Below are 18987 nucleotides of genomic sequence, written 5' to 3'. Positions count from 1 at the left end.
AACCCCTGCACCCGAACCACTCCGCGCCGGCCGTCTGGCGCCCACCCCTACGCGCCAACCCTGCGCCCTCGCGCCACCACCAGCCCCCACACCCCCACCGCAGCGCGCCGTCGCGCCGCAACGACGGAGGTCGCGCTGTGAGCCTTCTGATCGACAACATCGGTGAGCTGGTCACCAACGACGAGGGGGACGGGGTGCTCGGGCTGCGGCGCGATGTGGCGGTGATCGCCGAGGGCGACCGTGTGGCCTGGATCGGGCCGTGCGGTGAAGCGCCGCCCGCCGACCAGCGGATCGATGCCGAGGGCGGCGCGGTGCTGCCGGGCTTTGTGGACAGTCACGCGCATCTTGTCTTCGCCGGGGATCGGGCCGAGGAGTTCGGGGCGCGGATGGCCGGCGCGCCCTACACCGGAGGCGGGATCCGGACGACGGTGGCGGCGACCCGGGCCGCGAGTGACGAGCAGCTGCTGGCCAACGCGTCGCGGCTCGTGAATGAGATGCGGCGGCAGGGCACCACGACCGTCGAGATCAAGAGCGGTTACGGGTTGAACGTGGTCGACGAGGCGCGGTCGTTGCGTCTGGCCCGGGAGCTGACCGACGAGACCACCTTCCTGGGCGCGCATGTCGTTCCGGCCGGGCACGAAGCCGACAAATACGTTTCGCTGGTCATATCCGACATGCTGGACGCGTGTGTTCCGTACAGCAAGTGGGTCGATGTCTTCTGTGACCGCGGCGCGTTCGACGGTGACCAGGCGCGGGCCATCCTGACCGCCGGCATGAAACGTGGTCTGCGGCCCCGGCTGCACGCCAACCAGCTGGCCGCCGGTCCGGGCGTACAGCTGGCCGTGGAACTTGGCGCGGCCAGCGCCGATCATTGCACGCACCTGAGCGACGCCGACGTGACCGCGCTCGCGAGCTCGGACACCGTCGCGACGTTGCTGCCGGGGGCCGAGTTCTCCACGCGCTCGCCCTACCCGGACGCGCGGCGGCTGATCGACGCGGGGGTGAAGGTCGCGCTGGCCACCGACTGCAATCCCGGATCGTCCTACACGAGCTCGATGCCGTTCTGCATCGCCCTGGCTGTGCGCGACATGCGCATGACCCCGGCCGAGGCGGTGCACGCGGCCACGGCCGGCGGCGCGCTCGCCCTGCGCCGCGACGACGTCGGCCGGCTGCGACCCGGCTCGAAGGCCGACCTGACGGTGCTCGCCGCGCCGTCCCACCTGCACCTGGCCTACCGGCCGGGCGTTCCCCTGATCAAGACCGTTCTGCACGACGGAGTGGTGTCATGAGCGTCATCGTCCAACCCACCGGCGTCACCCCCGCCGACGTCATCGCCGTGGCCCGCCACGACGCGAAGGTGTCGATCGCCGCCTCGACCGTCGCGGCGATGGAGGCCAGCCGCGCGATCGTCGACAACATCGAGGCGTCCGGCCGGCCCGTCTACGGCGTGACGACCGGCTTCGGCGCGCTCGCCAACACGCGGATCGAACCGGAGCGCCGGGCCGAGCTGCAGCATGCGCTGATCCGCTCGCACGCGGCCGGGGTCGGCGCGCCGATGCCGCGCGAGGTCGTCCGGGCCATGATGCTGCTTCGCTTGCGCTCGCTGGCCCTCGGGCGTTCGGGCGTACGCCCCGTGCTCGCGCAGGGCCTGGCCGACCTGCTCAACCACGACATCACCCCGTGGGTGCCCGAGCACGGCTCGCTGGGCGCCTCGGGTGATCTCGCGCCGCTGGCCCACTGCGCGCTCGTGCTCCTCGGCGAGGGGTGGGTGATCGGCAAGGACGGCGCCCGGCATGCCGCGGCCGAGGCCCTGCACACGGCCGGGCTGCAGCCGCTGGAGCTGGCCGCCAAGGAAGGCCTGGCCCTGATCAACGGCACCGACGGCATGCTGGGCATGCTGCTGCTGGCGATCGACGACGCCGCCCACCTGTTCACGATGGCCGACGTCACCGCGGCCCTGGCCATCGAGGCCATGCTCGGCTCGGAGCGGCCGTTCCTGCCCGAGCTGCACGAGATCCGCCCGCATCCGGGCCAGTCCGCCTCGGCCGCGAACATCCTTCGCCTGCTCCAGGACTCGGTCATCATGGATTCGCACCGCGACGACCTCGCGCACGCGGTCCAGGACGCCTACTCGATGCGCTGCGCGCCGCAGGTGGCCGGCGCCGCCCGGGACACGCTCGAGTTCGTACGCTCCGTGGCCGCCCGCGAACTCGTCTCGGTGGTCGACAACCCGGTCGTCCTGCCCGACGGCCGCGTCGAGTCGACCGGCAACTTCCACGGCGCCCCGCTCGGTTTCGCCGCCGACTTCCTGGCCATCGCCGCGGCCGAGGTCGGCGCCATCGCCGAACGCCGCGTCGACCGCCTCCTGGACGTCACCCGCAACCGCGACCTGCCGCCGTTCCTCTCCCCCGACGCCGGCGTCAACTCGGGCCTGATGATCGCCCAGTACACCGCGGCCGGCATCGTGGCCGAGAACCGCCGCCTGGCCGCCCCGGCCTCGGTCGACTCCCTGCCGACCAGCGGCATGCAGGAGGACCACGTCTCGATGGGCTGGGCCGCCACCAAGAAACTGCGCACCGTGCTGGACAACCTGACCAGCCTGCTCGCCGTCGAACTGCTCTCCGCCGTCCGCGGCCTGCAGCTGCGCGCCCCGCTCACCCCGTCCCCGGCCGGCGCCGCCGCCGTGACCGCCCTGACCCCGGCCGCCGGCGCCCCCGGCCCCGACCTCTTCCTGGCCCCGGTCATGGAGGAGGCTCGCGCGGTCATCGCCGGCCGCGCGCTTCGCGCGCAGATCGAGAAGAGCATCGGCGCCCTGAGCTGACGCCGCCGCCCGGGAAGCCCTCACTGAAGCCAGGCGACCTCGTCGCGACCAGGCGCCTGGCCTCTCGACAGCATCTCGGCAAGAGCCTTTTCGATCCGGCCCAACCCCGATGCCGTACGTGGGAAGCGCCGACTGGAAACGAAGATGATGCCGGCGTGGCCGAACCCCTGCTGCGCCAGGCGGGCGAAGTCAGCGACATTCTCCGTCACGACGCAGCGATCGTTCCGGCCCGCCCACGCCAGTAGGTCCTCGTCGGTCTTGACGGCGAGGCCGACCTCGACGTCGAGTACTGCTACGACATCGTGGCCCAGGGCGCGCAGTTGCTTCGCCAGTGCCGGTGGATACATCTCGTCGAGCAGGATGCCGGTCAGGGCTTGGGCTTCGGCTTCCGCAGAAGCTCCTGCTGGGCTTCCCACAACCGCTCCTCCCGATCCGCAACCTCGTTGTTGAGGACCACCCGTTCATCGATCTCGTCCGGATAGGCTGCGTAGTAGCGCAGGGCCACCGCGACCTGCCCGGAAGCCAACCCGGTCACCTCGGCCAGCTCCGACAGAAGCGAGGCCCGGTCGAGTTCCGTCCCCTCTTCCCGAACGGCGTTCAGCGCCGCGATCACTTCCCAGACGTCAGGGCCCCCGGCGAGCGCCGCGCGACGTCCGGTCGGCCCGGGCCGGAAGATGACGCCTGGATGTTCATAGGACCTCAACGCCTCATCGATGAACATGTTGGCCACTGAGGACGAGGACGATCCTGGGTGTTCCCGGACGTAGCGATCCAAGCGGGTCAGCACCCCCTCATCGAAGCGAACCGAGCGCGGAGAGGTCATGACTACATCGTAGTCAGCCGTAGTCGACCCGTCCGCCCGGAAACGACAGGACCTCCGGTTGCCGCGTCCATCAGGGCGGCTTCCGAAGGTCCTTTTCGAGGTCGGTTAGGCCGTGAGCTCCTTGGCGATGGCCTTAGAGAGCTCGCGGAAGGCCTTGCCGCGGTGGCTGATCGCGTCCTTCTCGGCCGGGCTGAGCTCGGCGTTGGTCCTGGTCTGGCCGTCGCCGAGGAAGATGGGGTCGTAGCCGAAGCCTCCGGTGCCGCGGCGGGCGCGGAGGATCTTGCCGGTCTGGCGGCCCTCGACGAGGTGCTCGCGGCCGTTGGGAAGCACGAGCACGGCCGCGCAGACGAAAGCGCCGCCGCGCTGGTCGTCGGCCACGTCGCTGATCTGGGCCAGCAGCAGATCGAGGTTGGCGTCGTCGTTGCCGTGCGAGCCGGACCAGCGGGCGCTGAACACGCCGGGCATGCCGTTGAGGGCGTCGACCGCGATGCCCGAGTCGTCGGCCACCGTCGGCAGGCCGGTGCGCCGGGCCCCTTCGCGGGCCTTGATCAGCGCGTTCTCGCCGAAGGTGAGGCCGGTCTCGGGTACGTCGGGGTAGCCCTCGAAGTCGGCCAGGCCCACCAGCTGGATCCGGTTGGCGCCGAGCGAGGTGTCGAGGATGCGCTGCAGCTCGAGCAGCTTTTTCGGGTTGGCGGTGGCCAGCAGCAGCTTGGCGCTCACGACGCCAGCGCCTTCTGCTGAGCCGCGGCCAGGTCCACGCAGCCGGCCAGGGCCAGGTCGAGCAGCGCGTCCATCTGGTCGCGGCGGAAGACGCCGTTCTCCCCCGTGCCCTGCACCTCGACGAAGTCGCCGTCGCCGGTGGCCACCACGTTCATGTCGACCTCGGCCGCGACATCTTCGAGATACATCAGGTCGAGCCGGGGCTCGCCGTCGATGATGCCGACGCTGACCGCCTGGATCGAGCGGTGCATGACGTTCTCCACCTTGCCGGCCAGGGACTTGCGGTCGGCCAGCCAGTTGACCGCGTCGTGCAGCGCCACGTAGGCCCCGGTGATGGCGGCCGTGCGGGTGCCGCCGTCGGCCTGCAGAACGTCGCAGTCGAGGACGATCGAGTTCTCCCCGAGGGCCTTGAGGTCGATGCAGGCGCGCAGGCTGCGCCCGATCAGGCGGGAGATCTCGTGCGTACGCCCGCCGACCTTGCCCTTGAGGCTCTCGCGGTCGCCGCGGGTGTTGGTGGCGCGGGGCAGCATCGCATATTCCGCGGTCACCCAGCCCAGGCCGGAGCCCTTGCGCCACCGGGGGACGCCCTCGGTGACGCTGGCCGTGCAGAGCACCCGGGTGTCGCCGAACTCGACGAGCACCGACCCCTCGGGATGGATGCTCCATTTACGGGTGAGAGTGACCGGTCGCAGCTGGTCGGCCGATCGGCCGTCGGGTCGTGCCATCCCCAAACCTTATGCGCAGCGCCCCCGGCGCGCCTCAGCCGCCCCGCCCTCCTGTGGATAACGGGGGGACTGTGGATAACTCAGGCCCTCCCGGCCGGATACGCAAGGGTGGACGGCATGAACTCCTCAGCCGAACCAGCCGGTGAAGGCCTGATCCCCGGCCGCGGGCCGGGGCACGGCCGGGCGCAGCACCGCGGTCGGCCGCTGACGACCGGCCGGCACGCCCGCGACCGCGACGTCGGGCAGGGCGCCGTGCGCGCGCAGGAAGCCGTCCACGGCGGCCGGCCACCCGAAGTGCTCGGCGCGGGCCCGGGCGGTGGCCCGGCGCTCCGGCTCGGGGCGCTCCAGCAGGGTCTTCACGCCAGCGGCGAAGGCCTCGGGGGTGCCCGCGACCGCCAGGCCGGCGTCGCCCACCACCTCGGGCAGCGCGCTCGACTCGTTGACCACGACCGGGGTGCCGCAGGCGAGCGCCTCGAGCGCGGCCAGGCCGAAGGTCTCGACCGGCCCGGGCGCCACGACCACGTCGGCGCTGGCCATCAGGGCGGCCACGGCCGCGCGGTCGCCGAGGTGACCGGCGAAACGCACCGGCAGGCGCGCGGCGCGATAGGCCAGCGCCGCCCGCCGGACGCCGTCCCCGGCCACCGCGAGCACGGCGTTCACCTTGTCGTTGCGCAGCACGGCCAGCGCGTCCACGGCCAGCTCGGGCCGCTTGACGCCGGAGAGCCGGCTGCAGAACGCGACGAGCGTCTCGTCCGGGCGGGCGTAACGGGCGCGGACGGCGGGGTCGGCCCGACTCGGGTGGAACGCGTCGAGGTCGACCCCGAGCGGCACCTCGACCAGGTTGGGCACGCCGATCCGGCGGAACTCGGCCGCGGCGAACGCGGTCGTACAGACGATCTGGTCGAAGTACTCGGCGGTGCGCAGGTTGAACTTGTCGGCCAGCGAGTCGCGCTTGGGCATGCCCCAGACGCCGAGCAGACCGGCCAGGCTCTCGTGCGACACCATGATGGCGCCGACCCCGCGCCGGCGCGCCCACGCGCCCGTCCAGCGCAGCGTGGTCCGGTCGGAGACCTCGATGCGGTCGGGCTCGAGCTCGTCGAGGAGCTTGGCCAGCTCCCGGCGGCCGGTCATCACGCGATAGCCACCGGTGCGCGGCAGCGGAGCGCTGGGCAGGGTGATCACCCGGCCCTGGGTGGTCATCTTGTCCGAACGCTCCCGGCCCGGAACGATCAGCACGGCCTCGTGGCCTGCCTGCTGATAGCCCTCACCGAGGTTCCGGAGTGCGGTCCGCAGGCCACCCGTGTGGGAAGTTACGAAGTTGGCCAGGCGAACAATGCGCATGCAACAACTCCAAGATCACGATCTGCCGGTGCTCCTGCGCTCGGACCGTCCCCCGCCCCGGCCCCGGGCCTAGAGATCGTAACGGGCACCCGGGCGCACGACCTCAACCGGTCCCGCAAATGCGGCCACGGCGGCATCCACAATAGATGCCTCCGAGACCCACGCGGGCACCAGATGGGTCAGCAACAGCTTCCCGACATCCGCCTTGGTCGCCGCCTCGCCCGCCTCACGGCCGGTGAGGTGCAGGCCGGGAGGGTTCTCGACCCCGTCGGCGTAACTCGCCTCACACAGAAAAAGATCTGCGCCGGCGGCGAGTCGCAGCAGCGGCTCGCACGGCGCCGTGTCCGAGGAGTAAGCGAGCACACGCCCACCGTGCTCGACCCGGACCCCGTACGTCTCGACTGGATGGTTGACCCGGTCCACGGTGACCGAGAACGGGCCGATCGGGAACGTCCCGGGCTGCAGACCGTAGAACGTGTACACGTCGGTGATGTCCTCGTTCTCCTGGCTGTAGGCCGAGGAGATGCGCTCCGCCGCCCCGAGCGGCGCGTAGACCGGCACCGGAGGCAGCGCCCCGGCCGGGTCGTAGCGGCGGACCACGATGTACGTGCAGGCGTCGAGCACGTGATCGCAGTGGAGGTGCGTGAGGACGATCGCGTCGATCTTGTTCATGTCCGAGTAGCGCTGGAGCGCGGAGAGCGAACCCGAGCCGAAATCAATCAGCAGCCGGAAGCCCTCGGCCTCGACGAGATAGGCGGAACAAGCCGACTCGGGGCCGGGAAAACTGCCGGCACAGCCGAGAACGGTCAGTCGCATGCGGGTCCCTCTGGCTCACACTGGGTCTTGCACGCCCCGCCCGACCGGTCCGTGCTGGAGTCGTCAGACCAGTCAATCACGGTGCGAAGCGTACGCCGGGGCCTGCGCGCCATGTAAACGTCTGATCGATTTGTCGCTAAATCGACAACGTACATCACACCGCCCGTGACCTCGGCCATTAAAGCAATTCCCGTTACGTCCGGTGAGTCGTTTGCGTTGCACAAAGCAGGGACTTTCAACGCGCGACAGTCGGAGGCAACACGTGACCACGGCCGAAAGAAGCCGCACCACGCAGACCGAGGCGGCGGAGATCATGCCGTTCGGTGGCTGGGAGATTACACCGGCTTCTGTCGGATCCGGCGATAACCAAACACTCTTTCGCTTCCCGGCCCCGGACGACCCCGCGCCGGGAACGGCACGATTGCTCATTCTGTCCGTCTACGCGGCGGGACTCGGACTCGCGGGCATGGGAGTCGGGGTCCGCGCATTCGTCACGGTGCTGGGCGGGGCCGATTTCTGGTACGTGCCGGTGCTGACCCTTTTCGGACTCATCAGCGTCGGACTGGCGGTGGGCTCGTTCCTCTCGATCCACCGCCCGGTCCTCCCGTGGCTGCTGCTTCTGGGCGCCACGGGACCGCTGGCGATCGACGTGCTGATCGCCGCGCTCTACTGAGCCGTTCCCGGGACCGTTCTCAGGCCCAGAGCTGGCCTTCGAGGGCGTCCTCGGCGTCGTTGAGGGTGCCGCCGTAGGCGCCGGTCGACAGGTACTTCCAGCCGCCGTCGCAGATCACGAAGGCGACGTCGGCCCGCTTGCCGGCCTTGACCGCCTCGTGAGCCACTGCGAGGGCCGCGTGCAGGATGGCGCCGCTGGAGAAGCCGGCGAAGATGCCCTCGACCTCGACGAGCTGACGGGTACGGAGCACAGCGTCGCGGGTGCCGACCGAGAAACGGCGGTCGAGCACGGAGGCGTCGTACAGCTCCGGCACGTAGCCCTCGTCGATGTTGCGCAGGCCGTAGACCAGCTCGCCGTAGCGCGGCTCGGCCGCGACGATCTGGATGCCCTCGACCTTCTCCTTCAGGAAGCGGCCGGTGCCCATCAGCGTGCCCGTGGTGCCCAGGCCGGCCACGAAGTGGGTGATCGTGGGCAGGTCGTGCAGCAGCTCGGGGCCGGTGGTCTCGTAGTGGGCGCGGGCGTTGGCCGGGTTGCCGTACTGGAACAGCATCTTCCAGTCGGGGTGCTCGGTCGCGATCTGCTTGGCCGTCGCCACGGCCTGGTTCGAGCCCCCCGCGGCCGGCGAGAAGATGATCTCCGCGCCGTACATGCGGAGCAGCTGGACCCGCTCGGCCGAGACGTTCTCCGGCATCACGCAGACCAGGCGGTACCCGCGCAGCTTGGCCACCATGGCCAGCGAGATGCCGGTGTTGCCGCTGGTCGGCTCGAGGATCGTGTCGCCCGGGCGCAGGTGGCCGGACTCCTCGGCCTCGCGCACCATGAAGAACGCCGGGCGGTCCTTGATGCTGCCGGTCGGGTTGTGATCCTCGAGCTTGGCCCACAGCCGCACCGGCGGCGCCCCATCGGGCACCGCCGGCGAGAGGCGGGGCAGGCCGACCAGCGGCGTGCCCCCCAAAGCGTCGAGGAGGCTCTCAAAGCGAGCCATCGGAATTAGCCTTCAGACCGGTTAAGGGCGGCGGCGGGGCGGTTGGACGGGTACCGGGAGCCGAGGAGCGCGGCAGCCGCCGCGAAGCCCAGGGCGCCGCCCGCGACGGCCGGCAGGATGGTCAGCGAGTCGCCGTCGCTCAGCTTCGCCTCGAGCGCGCCGAGGAAGCGGACGTCCTCGTCGTTGACGTAGATGTTGACGAACCGGTGCAGGTTGCCCTCGGGGGTGATCAGCCGCCCCTTGAGCCCGTTGTGCTTGGTGTCCAGGTCGTCGATCAGCTCGATCAGGGTCGAGCCGGCGCCCTCGACGGTCTTGGCGCCGCCGGTGTAGCTGCGCAGGATGGTCGGCACGCGAACTTCGATAGCCATGGCTGTGAATGCTCCCAAAGGAAAGAACGAAACGTGGGCAGGGTCTTCTACAACGAGAGTCGTCAGCGACACTCGTAGAAGACCGACACCGGGCTCTGCCCGAACATGTACGACTGCACAGCGCTCGCCATCACGCGTCTACCGTCGCATCCACGATGTTGATCTCTTCCTCGGTCACCACGCCGTCCACTATGCGGAACGAGCGGATCTCTTCCGACTCCGGCTCGCGGGTGGAGACGAGAACGTAATGCGCGCCGGGCTCGCCGGCGAACGAGATGTCCGTGCGCGACGGATAGGCCTCGGTGGCCGTGTGGGAGTGGTAGATGACCACCGGCTCCTCGTCGTTGTCGTCCATCTCGCGCCAGACGCGCAGCTGCTCCATGGAGTCGAACTCGTAGAACGTCATCGAGCGGGCCGCGTTGTCCATCGGGATCAGCCGGGTCGGCCGGTCGCTGCCGATCGGGCCGGCGACCACGCCACAGGCCTCGTCCGGGTGGTCCCGGCGGGCGTGGGCGACGATCGCGTCGACGATCGCGCTGTCGATGGTCAGCACGCCTCTCACATTACCGTGGGATTTCCCCGGGTCGAGCGTGGCCGGGCTCACTCTATCTCGGGGAGGGCGTTGAGCAGGGACTCCTGCAGGTAACCGAGGTACGCGTACACGCTGAGCTGGAAGACACGGCTCGAGCCCGGGTCGTGCACGACGGCGGTCTCCAGCTCCTCGCTCAGGTCGGTGTCGGCCTTGATGTCGAGCCGGGTGCCCATCGCGAGCCGGGCGTCGTTGATGGCGCGCAGCCAGGCCTCGGCCGCCTCGCCGTCGAGGCGTACCTCTCCCTCGCCCTCGTCCGGCAGGGCCGCGAGAATCGCGCCCGCCGTGTCGATCTTGCCGGTTTTCAGCTCCCCCTCGGTGTAGAGGCGGAACTCGGCCGAGTCGTCCGGCCGATCCGGATAGATGTCGGGGAACAGGCGCGAGACCACGGGGTCGCCGTGATCCATGCCGTCGGTCAGCAGACCGACCACCTCACCGGCGACCTTGCGCAGCACGCGCACCTCGTCGACCTGGAAAGTGGCCACACACTGGCTGCCGTTGCGTCGGAACATCTGCCCTCTCCCGCGGTGTTCAGGCCCGGTCCACCGTCGCCCAGAGACCGTATCCGTGCAGCTGATTGGCGTCCATCTCCATGCGCTCGCGCGCACCGATGCTCACCACGGCCTTGCCCTTGGTGTGCACGTCCAGCATCAGGGCTTCGGCCTTCTCCTTGCTGTAACCGAAGAGCTTCTGAAAAACCCAGGTCACGTACGACATGAGGTTGACCGGATCGTCCCAGACGATGGTCACCCACGGCCGGTCGTCGGCGGGTGCTTCTTCGATCTCCGGCGTCTCGACGGGAGCAACCTGGGGCAACGCCATGCCCCCCATGTTGCCACCGGATTTGCCGCATCGGTGAACCGGAACGCCGAACCGCAGGTCAGCGGGCAGTTCGTAAGGGGCCGCCGGGCGCAATAGGGTGGGTGGGTGAACTCCTTCGCCCCCGCGCTGCTCACCGATCAGTACGAGCTGACCATGGTCAGCGCCGCGCTCAAGGACGGCACGGCCGACCGGCAGTGCGTCTTCGAGGTCTTCGCCCGGCGGCTGCCCGGCGGCCGGCGGTACGGCGTGGTGGCCGGCGTCGGCCGTCTGGTCGAGCTGATCCGCGACTTCCGCTTCAGCCCGGACGAGGTCGGCTTCCTGCGGAACGCGGGCATCGTCGACGAGACCACCGCCGCCTGGCTGGCCGGTTACCGCTTCAGCGGCGACATCGACGGGTACGCGGAGGGCGAGCTCTTCTTCCCGGGGTCGCCGATCCTGACCGTCTCGGGCACCTTCGCCGAGTGCGTGGTGCTGGAGACGCTCATCCTCTCGGTGCTCAACCACGACTCGGCCATCGCGGCCGGGGCCGCCCGCATGGTCACGGCGGCCCGCGGCCGCCCGATCATCGAGATGGGCTCGCGGCGTACGCACGAGGACTCCGCGGTCGCCGCGGCGCGCGCGGCGTACCTCGCGGGGTTCGCGTCCACCTCCAACCTCGCGGCCGGCGCCCGCTACGGCATCCCCACCACGGGCACCTCGGCCCACGCGTTCACGCTGCTGCACGACGACGAGCCGGCCGCCTTCGCGTCCCAGGTGGCCGCCCTCGGCAAGAACACGACGCTGCTGGTCGACACCTACGACATCGCCCAGGGCATCCGCAACGCCATCGCCGTGGCCGGTCCCGACCTGCGGGCCGTACGGATCGACTCCGGCGACCTGTCCGTGCTGGCCCAGCACTCGCGCGAGCTTCTCGACTCGCTGGGCGCCACCGAGACGAAAATCGTCGTTTCGGGGGACATGGACGAATATGCGATCGCCGCCCTGGCCGCCGAGCCCGTCGACATGTACGGCGCCGGCACCGCGGTGGTCACCGGCTCCGGCGCGCCGACCGCGGGCCTGGTCTACAAGCTGGTCGAGGTCGAGGGCCGACCGGTGGTCAAGCGCTCGGAGAACAAGGCGACCGTGGGCGGCCGCAAGACCGCGGTCCGGCGGCACAAGCCCACCGGGACGGCCACCGAGGAGATCATCGTGTCCCAGGGTGTGCCCGATCATGCCGCGAACGACCGGCTCCTGCAGCGCCCGCTCGTCGCCGCCGGGGAGATCCTCGAGACACCCACGTTGCAGGAATCCCGCGAACATCTGCGGCAGTGCCTGATCTCGATACCGTGGGAGGGTCTGAAGCTGTCGGCCGGCGACCCGGCCATTCCCGTCACCATCGTGGGGGTCCCGTGACACGCGCCCTGATCATCGTCGACGTCCAGAACGACTTCTGCGAGGGTGGCTCGCTGGCCGTCGGCGGCGGCGCCGCGGTGGCCAAGGGCATCTCGCTGGTGCTGCGCAAGGCCGGCGCCCGGTGGGACCACGTGGTCGCCACCAAGGACTGGCACATCGACCCCGGAAACCACTTCAGCGACCACCCGGACTACCACGACACGTGGCCGGCCCACTGCGTGGTCGGCTCCGACGGCGCCGAGTTCCACCCCGAGCTGGCCACCGACCGCATCGAGGCGGTCTTCCACAAGGGGGAGCACAAGGCGGCGTACTCCGGCTTCGAGGGGCACACCGAGAGCGGCGAGACCCTGGCCGCCTGGCTGCGCTCGCGCGACGTGACCGAGGTCGAGCTGGTCGGGATCGCCACGGACCACTGCGTACGGGCGACCGCGCTGGACGCCAAGGCCGAGGGGTTCGCGACCACGGTGCTGCTCGAGCTGACGGCCGGGGTGGCCGAGGGGACGACGGCGGCGGCGCTGGAAGAGATGCGGACGGCCTCGATTGAGACAACGGGCACACCAGTCGTCTCCAGCTGATTATCGGTTGGTTTTCTGTCGCACCCGCGGGGCAGGATGACCCGCGGAGGTCAGGAACCAAATGCGACTCAAGCCTTACCGCGACACGCTCGCCCTGCCCGGCATCAAATCGTTGCTGGCGGTGGCCACGCTGGCGCGGATCCCCATCGCCGCCGGCGCGGTCACCCTCACGCTGCACGTGGTCAACGATCTTGATCGTGGCTACGGCGCGGCCGGGCTGATCGGGGCCGCCTTCACCATCGGCGGCTCGGTCGGCGCGCCGGTGATGGGCCGGCTCATCGACCGGCGCGGGCTTCGGCTGGTCCTGGTGCTGACCACGGTGGCCGAGGTGATCTTCTGGACGCTGGCCCAGGCGGTGCCGTTCTGGGTGCTGCTGGGCCTCGCGCTGATCGGCGGCTTCCTGGCCCTGCCGGCGTTCTCGGTCGCCCGCCAGGCCATCGCGGCCATGACGCCCGAGTCGCAGCGGCTGCCCGCCTTCGCCCTCGACTCGATCACCACCGAGCTCAGCTTCATGACCGGCCCGGCGCTGGGCGTGCTGATCGCGACGAGCGCCGGCCCGCGCTGGGCCATGCTGGCCATCGGCGCCGGCATCCTGGTCTCGGGCGTCGGCCTGTGGCTGCTCAACCCGCCGGTCCGGGGCGCACACGAGGCGTCCATCGAGTCGGGCGAGCGGGTGTCCCGCCGCAGCTGGCTCACCCCGCGCTTCGTCGCCATCCTGGCCATCACGTCGGCCGCCACCCTGGTGCTGGCCGGCACGGACGTGGCGGTCGTGGCCGTGCTCCGGGAGAACGGCGAGCTCGGCTACGCCGGCCTGGTGATGACCCTGTGGGCGTTCTTCTCCCTGCTCGGCGGCTTCGCGTACGGCACGATCCGCCGCGGCCTGCCCCCGATCGCCCTGCTGGCCCCGATGGCGGTGGCCACCGCGGTGGTCAGCCTGGGCTCGTCCCACTGGTGGCTGATCGCCCTGCTCCTGCTGCCGGCCGGCGCCCTGTGCGCCCCGCTGATCACCTCCAGCGCCGACGCGGTCAGCCGGATGACCCCCGCCGCCGCCCGCGGCGAGGCCATGGGCCTGCACAACTCGGCGCTCACCGTCGGCGTCGCCTGCGGCGGCCCGCTGGCCGGCCTCGCGGCGGACACGCTGTCCCCGCCGTGGGGCTTCGTCGCCGTGGGCGGCCTCGGCGTGGTGATCGCCCTGCTGGTCCTGCCGGCCGAGCTCCGCCACCGCCGCTCGCCGGCCCCCGCCGTCCCGGCTCAGCGCACCGCCGAGCCCATCCCCGACGACCTGCCGGACACCCTCGCCTCGGGCTACGCCGGCCCCGCCGACGACCTCCGCACCCCGGCCACCCGCCCCTGACCCTGCCGCCGGCAAGGCGCACCCCAACGTCGCCGCCCGCGGCACCCAGCCCTCGCCGCCCGGCGCGGACTGCCCCTCGTCGCCGCCCGCCTGCCGCGCCTGACGTTCCTCGCGCGATGGGGCTCATGTGACGGCAGTGGCAGGTGTCACTCAAGACGCATGAATGTTCTTCTTGTATGGTCCCGACTTGTACAGACGTACAAGTCGGGAGAGTCGTCGTGCCGTACGTGTTCCTGCTGCTCGCCATCTCATCCGAAGTCGCCGCCACCAGCATGCTCAAGACGACCGACGGCTTCACCCGGCTCTGGCCCACGCTGGCCTGCCTGACCGGCTACGCGGTCTCTTTCCTCTGCCTCGCCTTGACCGTGCGCGACCTGCCGGTAGGCGTCGTCTACGCCGTCTGGTCCGCCATCGGAACGGCCGCCATCGTCGCCATCGGCGCGGCGTTCCTCGGCGAGCCCCTGACCCTGCCCAAAATCATCGGCGTGAGCCTGATCATCGCCGGCGTGGTGATCGTCAACCTGAGCGGTGCCCATTGACCGGCCCGTCCACCCCATCCACCGATCCCGCGCCACCGTCAGCCGACGCCACAGCCCCACCCGTCGGTCCGGCGACACCGCCAGCCGGCGCCGCAGCTCCGCCTGCCAGTCCGGCGACACCGCCAGCCGGCGCCGCAGCTCCGCCTGCCAGTCCGGCAACATCGCCTACCGGCCGCGCGGCCCGGCCTCGCGATCCCGCGACACCACCCGCCGGCCCCGCGGTCCCGGTCGCCGAGTCCACGCCACCCGCGAACGGCGGAGGCCGGCGGGTGCAGCGGGCGCGGGATCCGGAAGCACGGCGGCGGGCCTTGGCCGGCGCGGCGATCGAGGTGATCGCCGAGGTCGGGATCGGGCGGACCACGCATCGGGCGGTGGCGGCGCGGGCGGGGCTTCCGCTGGGGGCGACCACCTACTACTTCCCGACGCTGGATGACCTGATCTCGGCCGGGCTGCGGCAGGCCGCCGCGGACCTGCAGACCGATCTCGAGACGTGGGGTGCGCGGCTGCGCGATGCCGATGATCTGCCGACGGCGCTGGCCGAGCTGATCGCCGACTACCTGGCCGACCGGCGGCGGGCCCAGATCGAGTGCGAGCTCTACGTGGCGGCGGGCCGGGACGTCACGCTGCGCCCGCTGGCCCTGGCCTGGCTGAACGGCCTACGGGAACTGCTGGAGCCACACCTGGACGAGGCCGCCGCCCGGGACCTGATCGCCCTGGTCGACGGCGTGATGCTGCAAGCCCTGATCACCGGCGAGGACGTGAACGTGCCGTCGCTCAGCCGCACCATCAGCCGCCTGGCGCGCATCAATCCAGGGGAACGACGAGGAAGTCGGTCACGAAGCCGGTGATCGCGCCGTCGGCGGCGTAGCCGATATAGGTGGGGTAGACGCCGTCGCCCCAGCCGGTGCTGACCGAGACGATGTTGGCGCCGGTGGGCTTGTCGACCACGCCGCCCAGCGCGCTCGGCGGCGGCGGAAGCTCGTCGGGGATGAAAAGCTCCTCCACCTCGTCGTAGCCCCAGTCGCTCACCGCCCGGACCGCGACCTCGTCGGCCAGCGCGCCGGCCCCGGCGTCGACCGGATAACCGAGGTAGCCGTCGTCCGCCAGCCCCGTCACCTCCTGCCCGTCGATCAACGCCATCTCCCAGCGCACGGCCGGCCGTTCGTCGACGATCAACTGCAAGGCGGCCGTACGGGTCTGAGGCCGCCCCCGAACCGAGCTGACGGTCGCCACCCAGGCCCGCAACCCATAGGTCCCCGGCGGCACACCCACCGTGAACGGCTCCGCACTGTCCGCCCCGACCAGCGGGTCGCAACCGACCACCCGCCCGCTGGGCAGAACGACAGGCTCCAGATCAACGGCTTGCAGGAGGTACGCCGAGCCGGCGCCCTCAAAACGCGCGCCCTCCACCATGAGCGCGTTCAGATCAGGGAGATAGGCCACTCCGCGACGCTACTGGACACCCAACCTCCAACGCCGAGCCGACGCCCGGGCCGGTGGACGGGTCAGACACCCATCCCCCAGAACGCCGAACCGACCGCCCGGGCCGAGGGGGACGGGTCAGGCGCCCTTCCCCCACAACACCGAGCAGGCCACCCGGGCCGAGAGGGACGGGTCAGGCGCCCTTCCCCCACAACACCGAACCGACCGCCCGAGCCGATGGACGGGTCAGACACCCATCCCCCAGAACGCCGAACCGACCGCCCGAGCCGATGGACGGGTCAGACACCCATCCCCCAGAACGCCGAACCGACCGCCCGAGCCCATGATCGGGTCAGGCACCTTTTTCCCAGACGGGTATTGATGGCAGGCCGGCCTCGGCGCGGGCCCGGTCGGTGAGCTCCTGGATCAGGCCGGTCTTGGCAGCGGCATAGTCGGCCGGATGGGTTCCGGCCGCGGCCAGCTCCTTTTTGAGCCGGCCGTAGCGCTCGGCCTCGGCGGGGTGGCAGCGCAGGTAGTCGCGGAGCAGGCGCTGGTTGCGCGTGGGCCAGGAGGCCAGGGTGACCACGTGCAGAATGTGGCTTCGAGACGGCCCGTCGAAGCGGACATACAGCAGCCGATCCCGCATGCCGTTGTCGTGCGGGTGGTAGCCGAGCGCAGCCAGCCGTTCGGCCCGAGCGGCCACCGGCCCGAGGAGCGGAGCGGCCGCCATGAGGTCGATCGTGGGCTTGGCCGCCAGGCCCGGAACGGCCGTGGACCCGATGTGCTCGATCTCCGCGACCACCCCGGACAGCGCCGGCGCGAACTCAGCGATCGCGGCGGCGGCCTGAATCGGCCAGGCCGGATCGTAGTCAACGATTTTGATCATGGAATGAGCTCCACAGCCCGGGCTGGCCAGGCTATCGCGGTCATGGGTGCATGAGCGGCGGGCCGGGCCAGCGGGGTCGCGCTGCGTGGGCCGCGGGTCGGTCAGGTCGGCGGGGTCTCACTGCGTGAGCTTCGGGCCGGTCACGTCGGCGGGGTCGCGCTGCGTAAGCCCAGGGCCGGTCAGATCGGCGAGGTCGCGGCTGCGGGAGCCGCGGGCCAGACAGGTCGGCGGGGTCGCGGGTGCGTGGAGCCGCGGGCCGGACAGGTCGGCGAGGTCGCGGCTGCGGGGAGCCGCGAGGTGAGGCGGGCGGGTGGGGTGTGGTCATGGGCGGGCGTAGCGGGGGACGTACTCCTGGTCGGTCATGGACTGGATCGTGGCCATGAGGGTGTCGGTCAGGCGGCGGACGTCGGTTCTGGCCTCGACGCGTACGGGTAGGGGTGGGCCGAAGGTGACGCTGACCGGGTGGCGGCGGGGGAAGCGGTGGCCGGGTGGGCGCAGGTGGTCGGTGCCGCGGATGCCGACCGGGATGATCGGGACGCCGGCCTGCTGGGCCAGGCGGACGGCGCCGGAGCGGCCGCGGTAGAGGCGGCCGTCGGGTGAGCGGGTGCCCTCGGGGAAGACGGCGACCAGGCCGCCCGCCTCGAGAACGGGGATGGCGGCGTCGAATGCGGTCAGGACGGCCCGGCCGCCGCCGCGCTCGACCGGGATGGCGCCCAGGCCGGTCACGACCTGCTTGGTGAGGCCGCCGCGGAGGCCGCCGCCGCGGAAGTACTCGGCCTTGGCCCAGAAGGCGATGTGCCGGGGCGTGAGCGCGCCGAGGAAGACCTGGTCACCGATCGAGAGGTGGTTGGGGGCGAGGATCGCGCCGCCGGTGGCGGGCAGGTGCTCCAGGCCGGTGACGGTGGGGCGCCAGAACGTTCGGAGATAGCCACCGATCGCGCGGTGGGCCAGGCCGTAGAGGGGTGGGGTGCTCGTCATGCCGTCGCCTCCGGAGGAGAGGTGGGTGGGCCGAGGTGGGCGGTGAGGGTGGCCTCGAGCAGCGCGTCCGGGTCGGTGGCGCCGGTGGCCAGGGTGAGGCTCCCCCAGTTCCAGAGCTCGGCCAGACCGTGCAGGTTGGCCCACAGCGCCCCCGCCACGATCGCGGGCGGCGACGGCGACGGGCGGGCCTGGGCGACCAGGTCGGTGAGCAGGTGGAAGAGGGGCAGGCTGATGTCGCGCAGGCCGAGGTAGCCGCTGCGGAGGAGGTCGTGGCGGAACATCAGCTCGTAGCGGCCGCGGCGCTCGACGGCGAAGTCGAGGTAGACGCGGGCGAACACGCCGAGCTTGGCCCGCGGGTCGGCCGGGGCGGCGGCCAGGGCGGCCTCGGCGCGGGCGGCGAAGTCGGTGAAGCCCTCGCGGGCGATGGCCGAGAGCAGTTCGAGGTGGGTGGGGAAATACCGGCGCGGGGCCCCGTGCGAGACGCCGGCCCGCCGGGCGATCTCGCGCAGGGAGATGGCGGCGATCCCCTCCTGGTCGAGCAGTTCGCCGCCGACCCGGACGAGCCGGGCCCGTAAATCCTCGTCGGCCATAGACAGTGTCTACCAAACGGCGTAGACACTGTCTACACCGTGACAAGAAGAAGCCCGCCCCCGGATGACCGGAGGCGGGCTCTTCAGTGCTTCGAATCAATCAGTGTCGCTTGTTGTCCGTGTCCTCGGAGTAGGTGGCTCCCCCGTCGGACTCCTTGGTCAGCGGGCGAGCGCCGCCCTCGGGCGGACCGGCGATCGACTGCTCGCCGGCGGCCAGCTCGGGGAACTTCGCGTCGAAGGCGGGGCGCTCCGAGCGGATGCGCGGCATCCGGTCGAAGTTGCGCAGCGGCGGCGGCGACGAGGTGGCCCACTCGAGCGAGTTGCCGTGGCCCCACGGGTCGTCCACCGTGACCAGCTGGCCGACCTTGTAGGACTTCCAGCAGTTGTAGATGAACGGCAGCGTGGACAGACCCAGCACGAACGACCCGATGGTCGAGAACGTGTTCAGGAACGTGAAGCCGTCGCTGGGCAGATAGTCCGCGTACCGCCGGGGCATGCCCTCGGTGCCCAGCCAGTGCTGCACCAGGAACGTGCCGTGGAAGCCCAGGAAGGTCAGCCAGAAGTGGAC

23 protein-coding genes and 1 pseudogene are annotated in these 18987 nt (G+C 71.1%); 8 read left to right on the top strand and 16 right to left on the bottom strand.

Features of this window, described 5'->3' with window-relative positions; genetic code table 11:
* Positions 1-137 precede the first annotated feature (137 nt).
* Both hutI and hutH read left to right on the top strand, forming a co-directional pair.
* Complete coding sequence (gene hutI, locus AB0J66_RS38815; protein WP_364672025.1) at positions 138-1289, top strand: imidazolonepropionase; 1152 nt, start codon at positions 138-140, stop codon at positions 1287-1289.
* Complete coding sequence (gene hutH, locus AB0J66_RS38810) at positions 1286-2821, top strand: histidine ammonia-lyase (RefSeq protein ID WP_364672023.1); 1536 nt, start codon at positions 1286-1288, stop codon at positions 2819-2821. Before hutI ends, hutH begins: the two co-directional genes overlap by 4 nt.
* Positions 2822-2841: 20 nt before the next feature.
* Here hutH and AB0J66_RS38805 read toward each other — a convergent pair whose 3' ends face one another.
* From AB0J66_RS38805 to AB0J66_RS38780, 6 genes are all read right to left on the bottom strand, one after another.
* Complete coding sequence (locus tag AB0J66_RS38805) at positions 2842-3237, bottom strand: DUF5615 family PIN-like protein (RefSeq protein ID WP_364672021.1); 396 nt, start codon at positions 3235-3237, stop codon at positions 2842-2844.
* Complete coding sequence (locus AB0J66_RS38800) at positions 3189-3644, bottom strand: hypothetical protein (RefSeq protein WP_364672019.1); 456 nt, start codon at positions 3642-3644, stop codon at positions 3189-3191. Before AB0J66_RS38800 ends, AB0J66_RS38805 begins: the two co-directional genes overlap by 49 nt.
* A 105-nt stretch (positions 3645-3749) precedes the next feature.
* Entirely contained in the window at positions 3750-4364 is a 615-nt protein-coding gene (gene rdgB / locus AB0J66_RS38795) for an RdgB/HAM1 family non-canonical purine NTP pyrophosphatase (protein WP_364672017.1), read from the bottom strand.
* The gene (gene rph / locus AB0J66_RS38790; RefSeq protein WP_364672015.1) at positions 4361-5089 is read right to left on the bottom strand and encodes a ribonuclease PH; all 729 of its coding nucleotides are present in this window, start codon (positions 5087-5089) and stop codon (positions 4361-4363) included. Before rph ends, rdgB begins: the two co-directional genes overlap by 4 nt.
* 126 nt (positions 5090-5215) lie before the next feature.
* A complete protein-coding gene (locus AB0J66_RS38785; RefSeq protein ID WP_364672013.1) occupies positions 5216-6430 on the bottom strand; it encodes a glycosyltransferase in 1215 nt (404 codons plus the stop codon).
* A gap of 69 nt (positions 6431-6499) precedes the next feature.
* Entirely contained in the window at positions 6500-7246 is a 747-nt protein-coding gene (locus AB0J66_RS38780; RefSeq protein WP_364672011.1) for an MBL fold metallo-hydrolase, read from the bottom strand.
* A 262-nt stretch (positions 7247-7508) separates the two neighbouring features.
* Here AB0J66_RS38780 and AB0J66_RS38775 point away from each other — a divergent pair, with 262 nt between their 5' ends.
* Complete coding sequence (locus AB0J66_RS38775; RefSeq protein WP_364672009.1) at positions 7509-7919, top strand: hypothetical protein; 411 nt, start codon at positions 7509-7511, stop codon at positions 7917-7919.
* A gap of 19 nt (positions 7920-7938) precedes the next feature.
* Here the strand turns inward: AB0J66_RS38775 and AB0J66_RS38770 are convergent, their stop codons facing one another.
* The 5 genes and pseudogenes from AB0J66_RS38770 to clpS all read right to left on the bottom strand — a co-directional run bounded on the left by AB0J66_RS38770 (position 7939) and on the right by clpS (position 10683).
* Positions 7939-8904 (bottom strand): cysteine synthase, encoded by a 966-nt coding sequence (locus tag AB0J66_RS38770; RefSeq protein WP_364672007.1) that lies wholly within the window; start codon positions 8902-8904, stop codon positions 7939-7941.
* Between the two features lie 5 nt (positions 8905-8909).
* Positions 8910-9272 (bottom strand): MoaD/ThiS family protein, encoded by a 363-nt coding sequence (locus AB0J66_RS38765; RefSeq protein WP_364672005.1) that lies wholly within the window; start codon positions 9270-9272, stop codon positions 8910-8912.
* A 62-nt stretch (positions 9273-9334) separates the two neighbouring features.
* Positions 9335-9825 (bottom strand): annotated as a pseudogene (locus AB0J66_RS38760) (M67 family metallopeptidase).
* Positions 9826-9872: 47 nt separating this feature from the next.
* On the bottom strand, positions 9873-10373 hold the full coding sequence (locus AB0J66_RS38755) for a DUF2017 domain-containing protein (RefSeq protein ID WP_364672004.1): 501 nt from the start codon (positions 10371-10373) through the stop codon (positions 9873-9875).
* A 19-nt stretch (positions 10374-10392) separates the two neighbouring features.
* Positions 10393-10683: an ATP-dependent Clp protease adapter ClpS gene (gene clpS / locus AB0J66_RS38750; RefSeq protein ID WP_364672003.1), complete on the bottom strand. Its 291-nt coding sequence runs from the start codon at positions 10681-10683 to the stop codon at positions 10393-10395.
* 105 nt (positions 10684-10788) lie between these two features.
* Between clpS and AB0J66_RS38745 the strand changes: the two genes are divergently transcribed.
* From AB0J66_RS38745 to AB0J66_RS38725, 5 genes are all read left to right on the top strand, one after another.
* Complete coding sequence (locus AB0J66_RS38745; RefSeq protein ID WP_364672001.1) at positions 10789-12075, top strand: nicotinate phosphoribosyltransferase; 1287 nt, start codon at positions 10789-10791, stop codon at positions 12073-12075.
* Positions 12072-12650, top strand: a complete 579-nt coding sequence (locus AB0J66_RS38740; RefSeq protein WP_364672000.1) for a nicotinamidase — start codon at positions 12072-12074, stop codon at positions 12648-12650. The genes AB0J66_RS38745 and AB0J66_RS38740 overlap by 4 nt, the downstream gene beginning before the upstream one ends.
* A gap of 61 nt (positions 12651-12711) precedes the next feature.
* Entirely contained in the window at positions 12712-14004 is a 1293-nt protein-coding gene (locus tag AB0J66_RS38735) for an MFS transporter (protein WP_364671999.1), read from the top strand.
* A 227-nt stretch (positions 14005-14231) separates the two neighbouring features.
* On the top strand, positions 14232-14543 hold the full coding sequence (locus tag AB0J66_RS38730) for a multidrug efflux SMR transporter (RefSeq protein ID WP_364671997.1): 312 nt from the start codon (positions 14232-14234) through the stop codon (positions 14541-14543).
* A gap of 269 nt (positions 14544-14812) precedes the next feature.
* Entirely contained in the window at positions 14813-15391 is a 579-nt protein-coding gene (locus AB0J66_RS38725) for a TetR family transcriptional regulator (RefSeq protein ID WP_364671996.1), read from the top strand.
* Here the strand turns inward: AB0J66_RS38725 and AB0J66_RS38720 are convergent.
* The 5 genes from AB0J66_RS38720 to AB0J66_RS38700 form a co-directional block, all read right to left on the bottom strand.
* Positions 15348-15986 (bottom strand): DUF4241 domain-containing protein, encoded by a 639-nt coding sequence (locus AB0J66_RS38720; protein ID WP_364671994.1) that lies wholly within the window; start codon positions 15984-15986, stop codon positions 15348-15350. The two genes, AB0J66_RS38725 and AB0J66_RS38720, sit on opposite strands and share 44 nt — an antisense overlap.
* 331 nt (positions 15987-16317) lie before the next feature.
* Positions 16318-16851 carry a GrpB family protein gene (locus AB0J66_RS38715; RefSeq protein WP_364671993.1) on the bottom strand — a complete coding sequence of 178 codons (534 nt, stop codon included), beginning with the start codon at positions 16849-16851 and terminating at the stop codon, positions 16318-16320.
* 321 nt (positions 16852-17172) lie between these two features.
* The gene (locus AB0J66_RS38710) at positions 17173-17829 is read right to left on the bottom strand and encodes a lysophospholipid acyltransferase family protein (protein ID WP_364671991.1); all 657 of its coding nucleotides are present in this window, start codon (positions 17827-17829) and stop codon (positions 17173-17175) included.
* Complete coding sequence (locus AB0J66_RS38705; RefSeq protein ID WP_364671990.1) at positions 17826-18419, bottom strand: TetR/AcrR family transcriptional regulator; 594 nt, start codon at positions 18417-18419, stop codon at positions 17826-17828. Before AB0J66_RS38705 ends, AB0J66_RS38710 begins: the two co-directional genes overlap by 4 nt.
* 100 nt (positions 18420-18519) lie before the next feature.
* Positions 18520-18987, bottom strand: a 468-nt coding sequence (locus tag AB0J66_RS38700; protein WP_364671989.1) for a cbb3-type cytochrome c oxidase subunit I, incomplete at its 5' end; no start/stop codon positions are given.

Source organism: Actinoplanes sp. NPDC049598 (genome assembly GCF_040675435.1).
In the GTDB taxonomy this organism is placed as follows: domain Bacteria; phylum Actinomycetota; class Actinomycetes; order Mycobacteriales; family Micromonosporaceae; genus Actinoplanes.
This window is presented reverse-complemented; position numbering and strand designations above follow the sequence as displayed.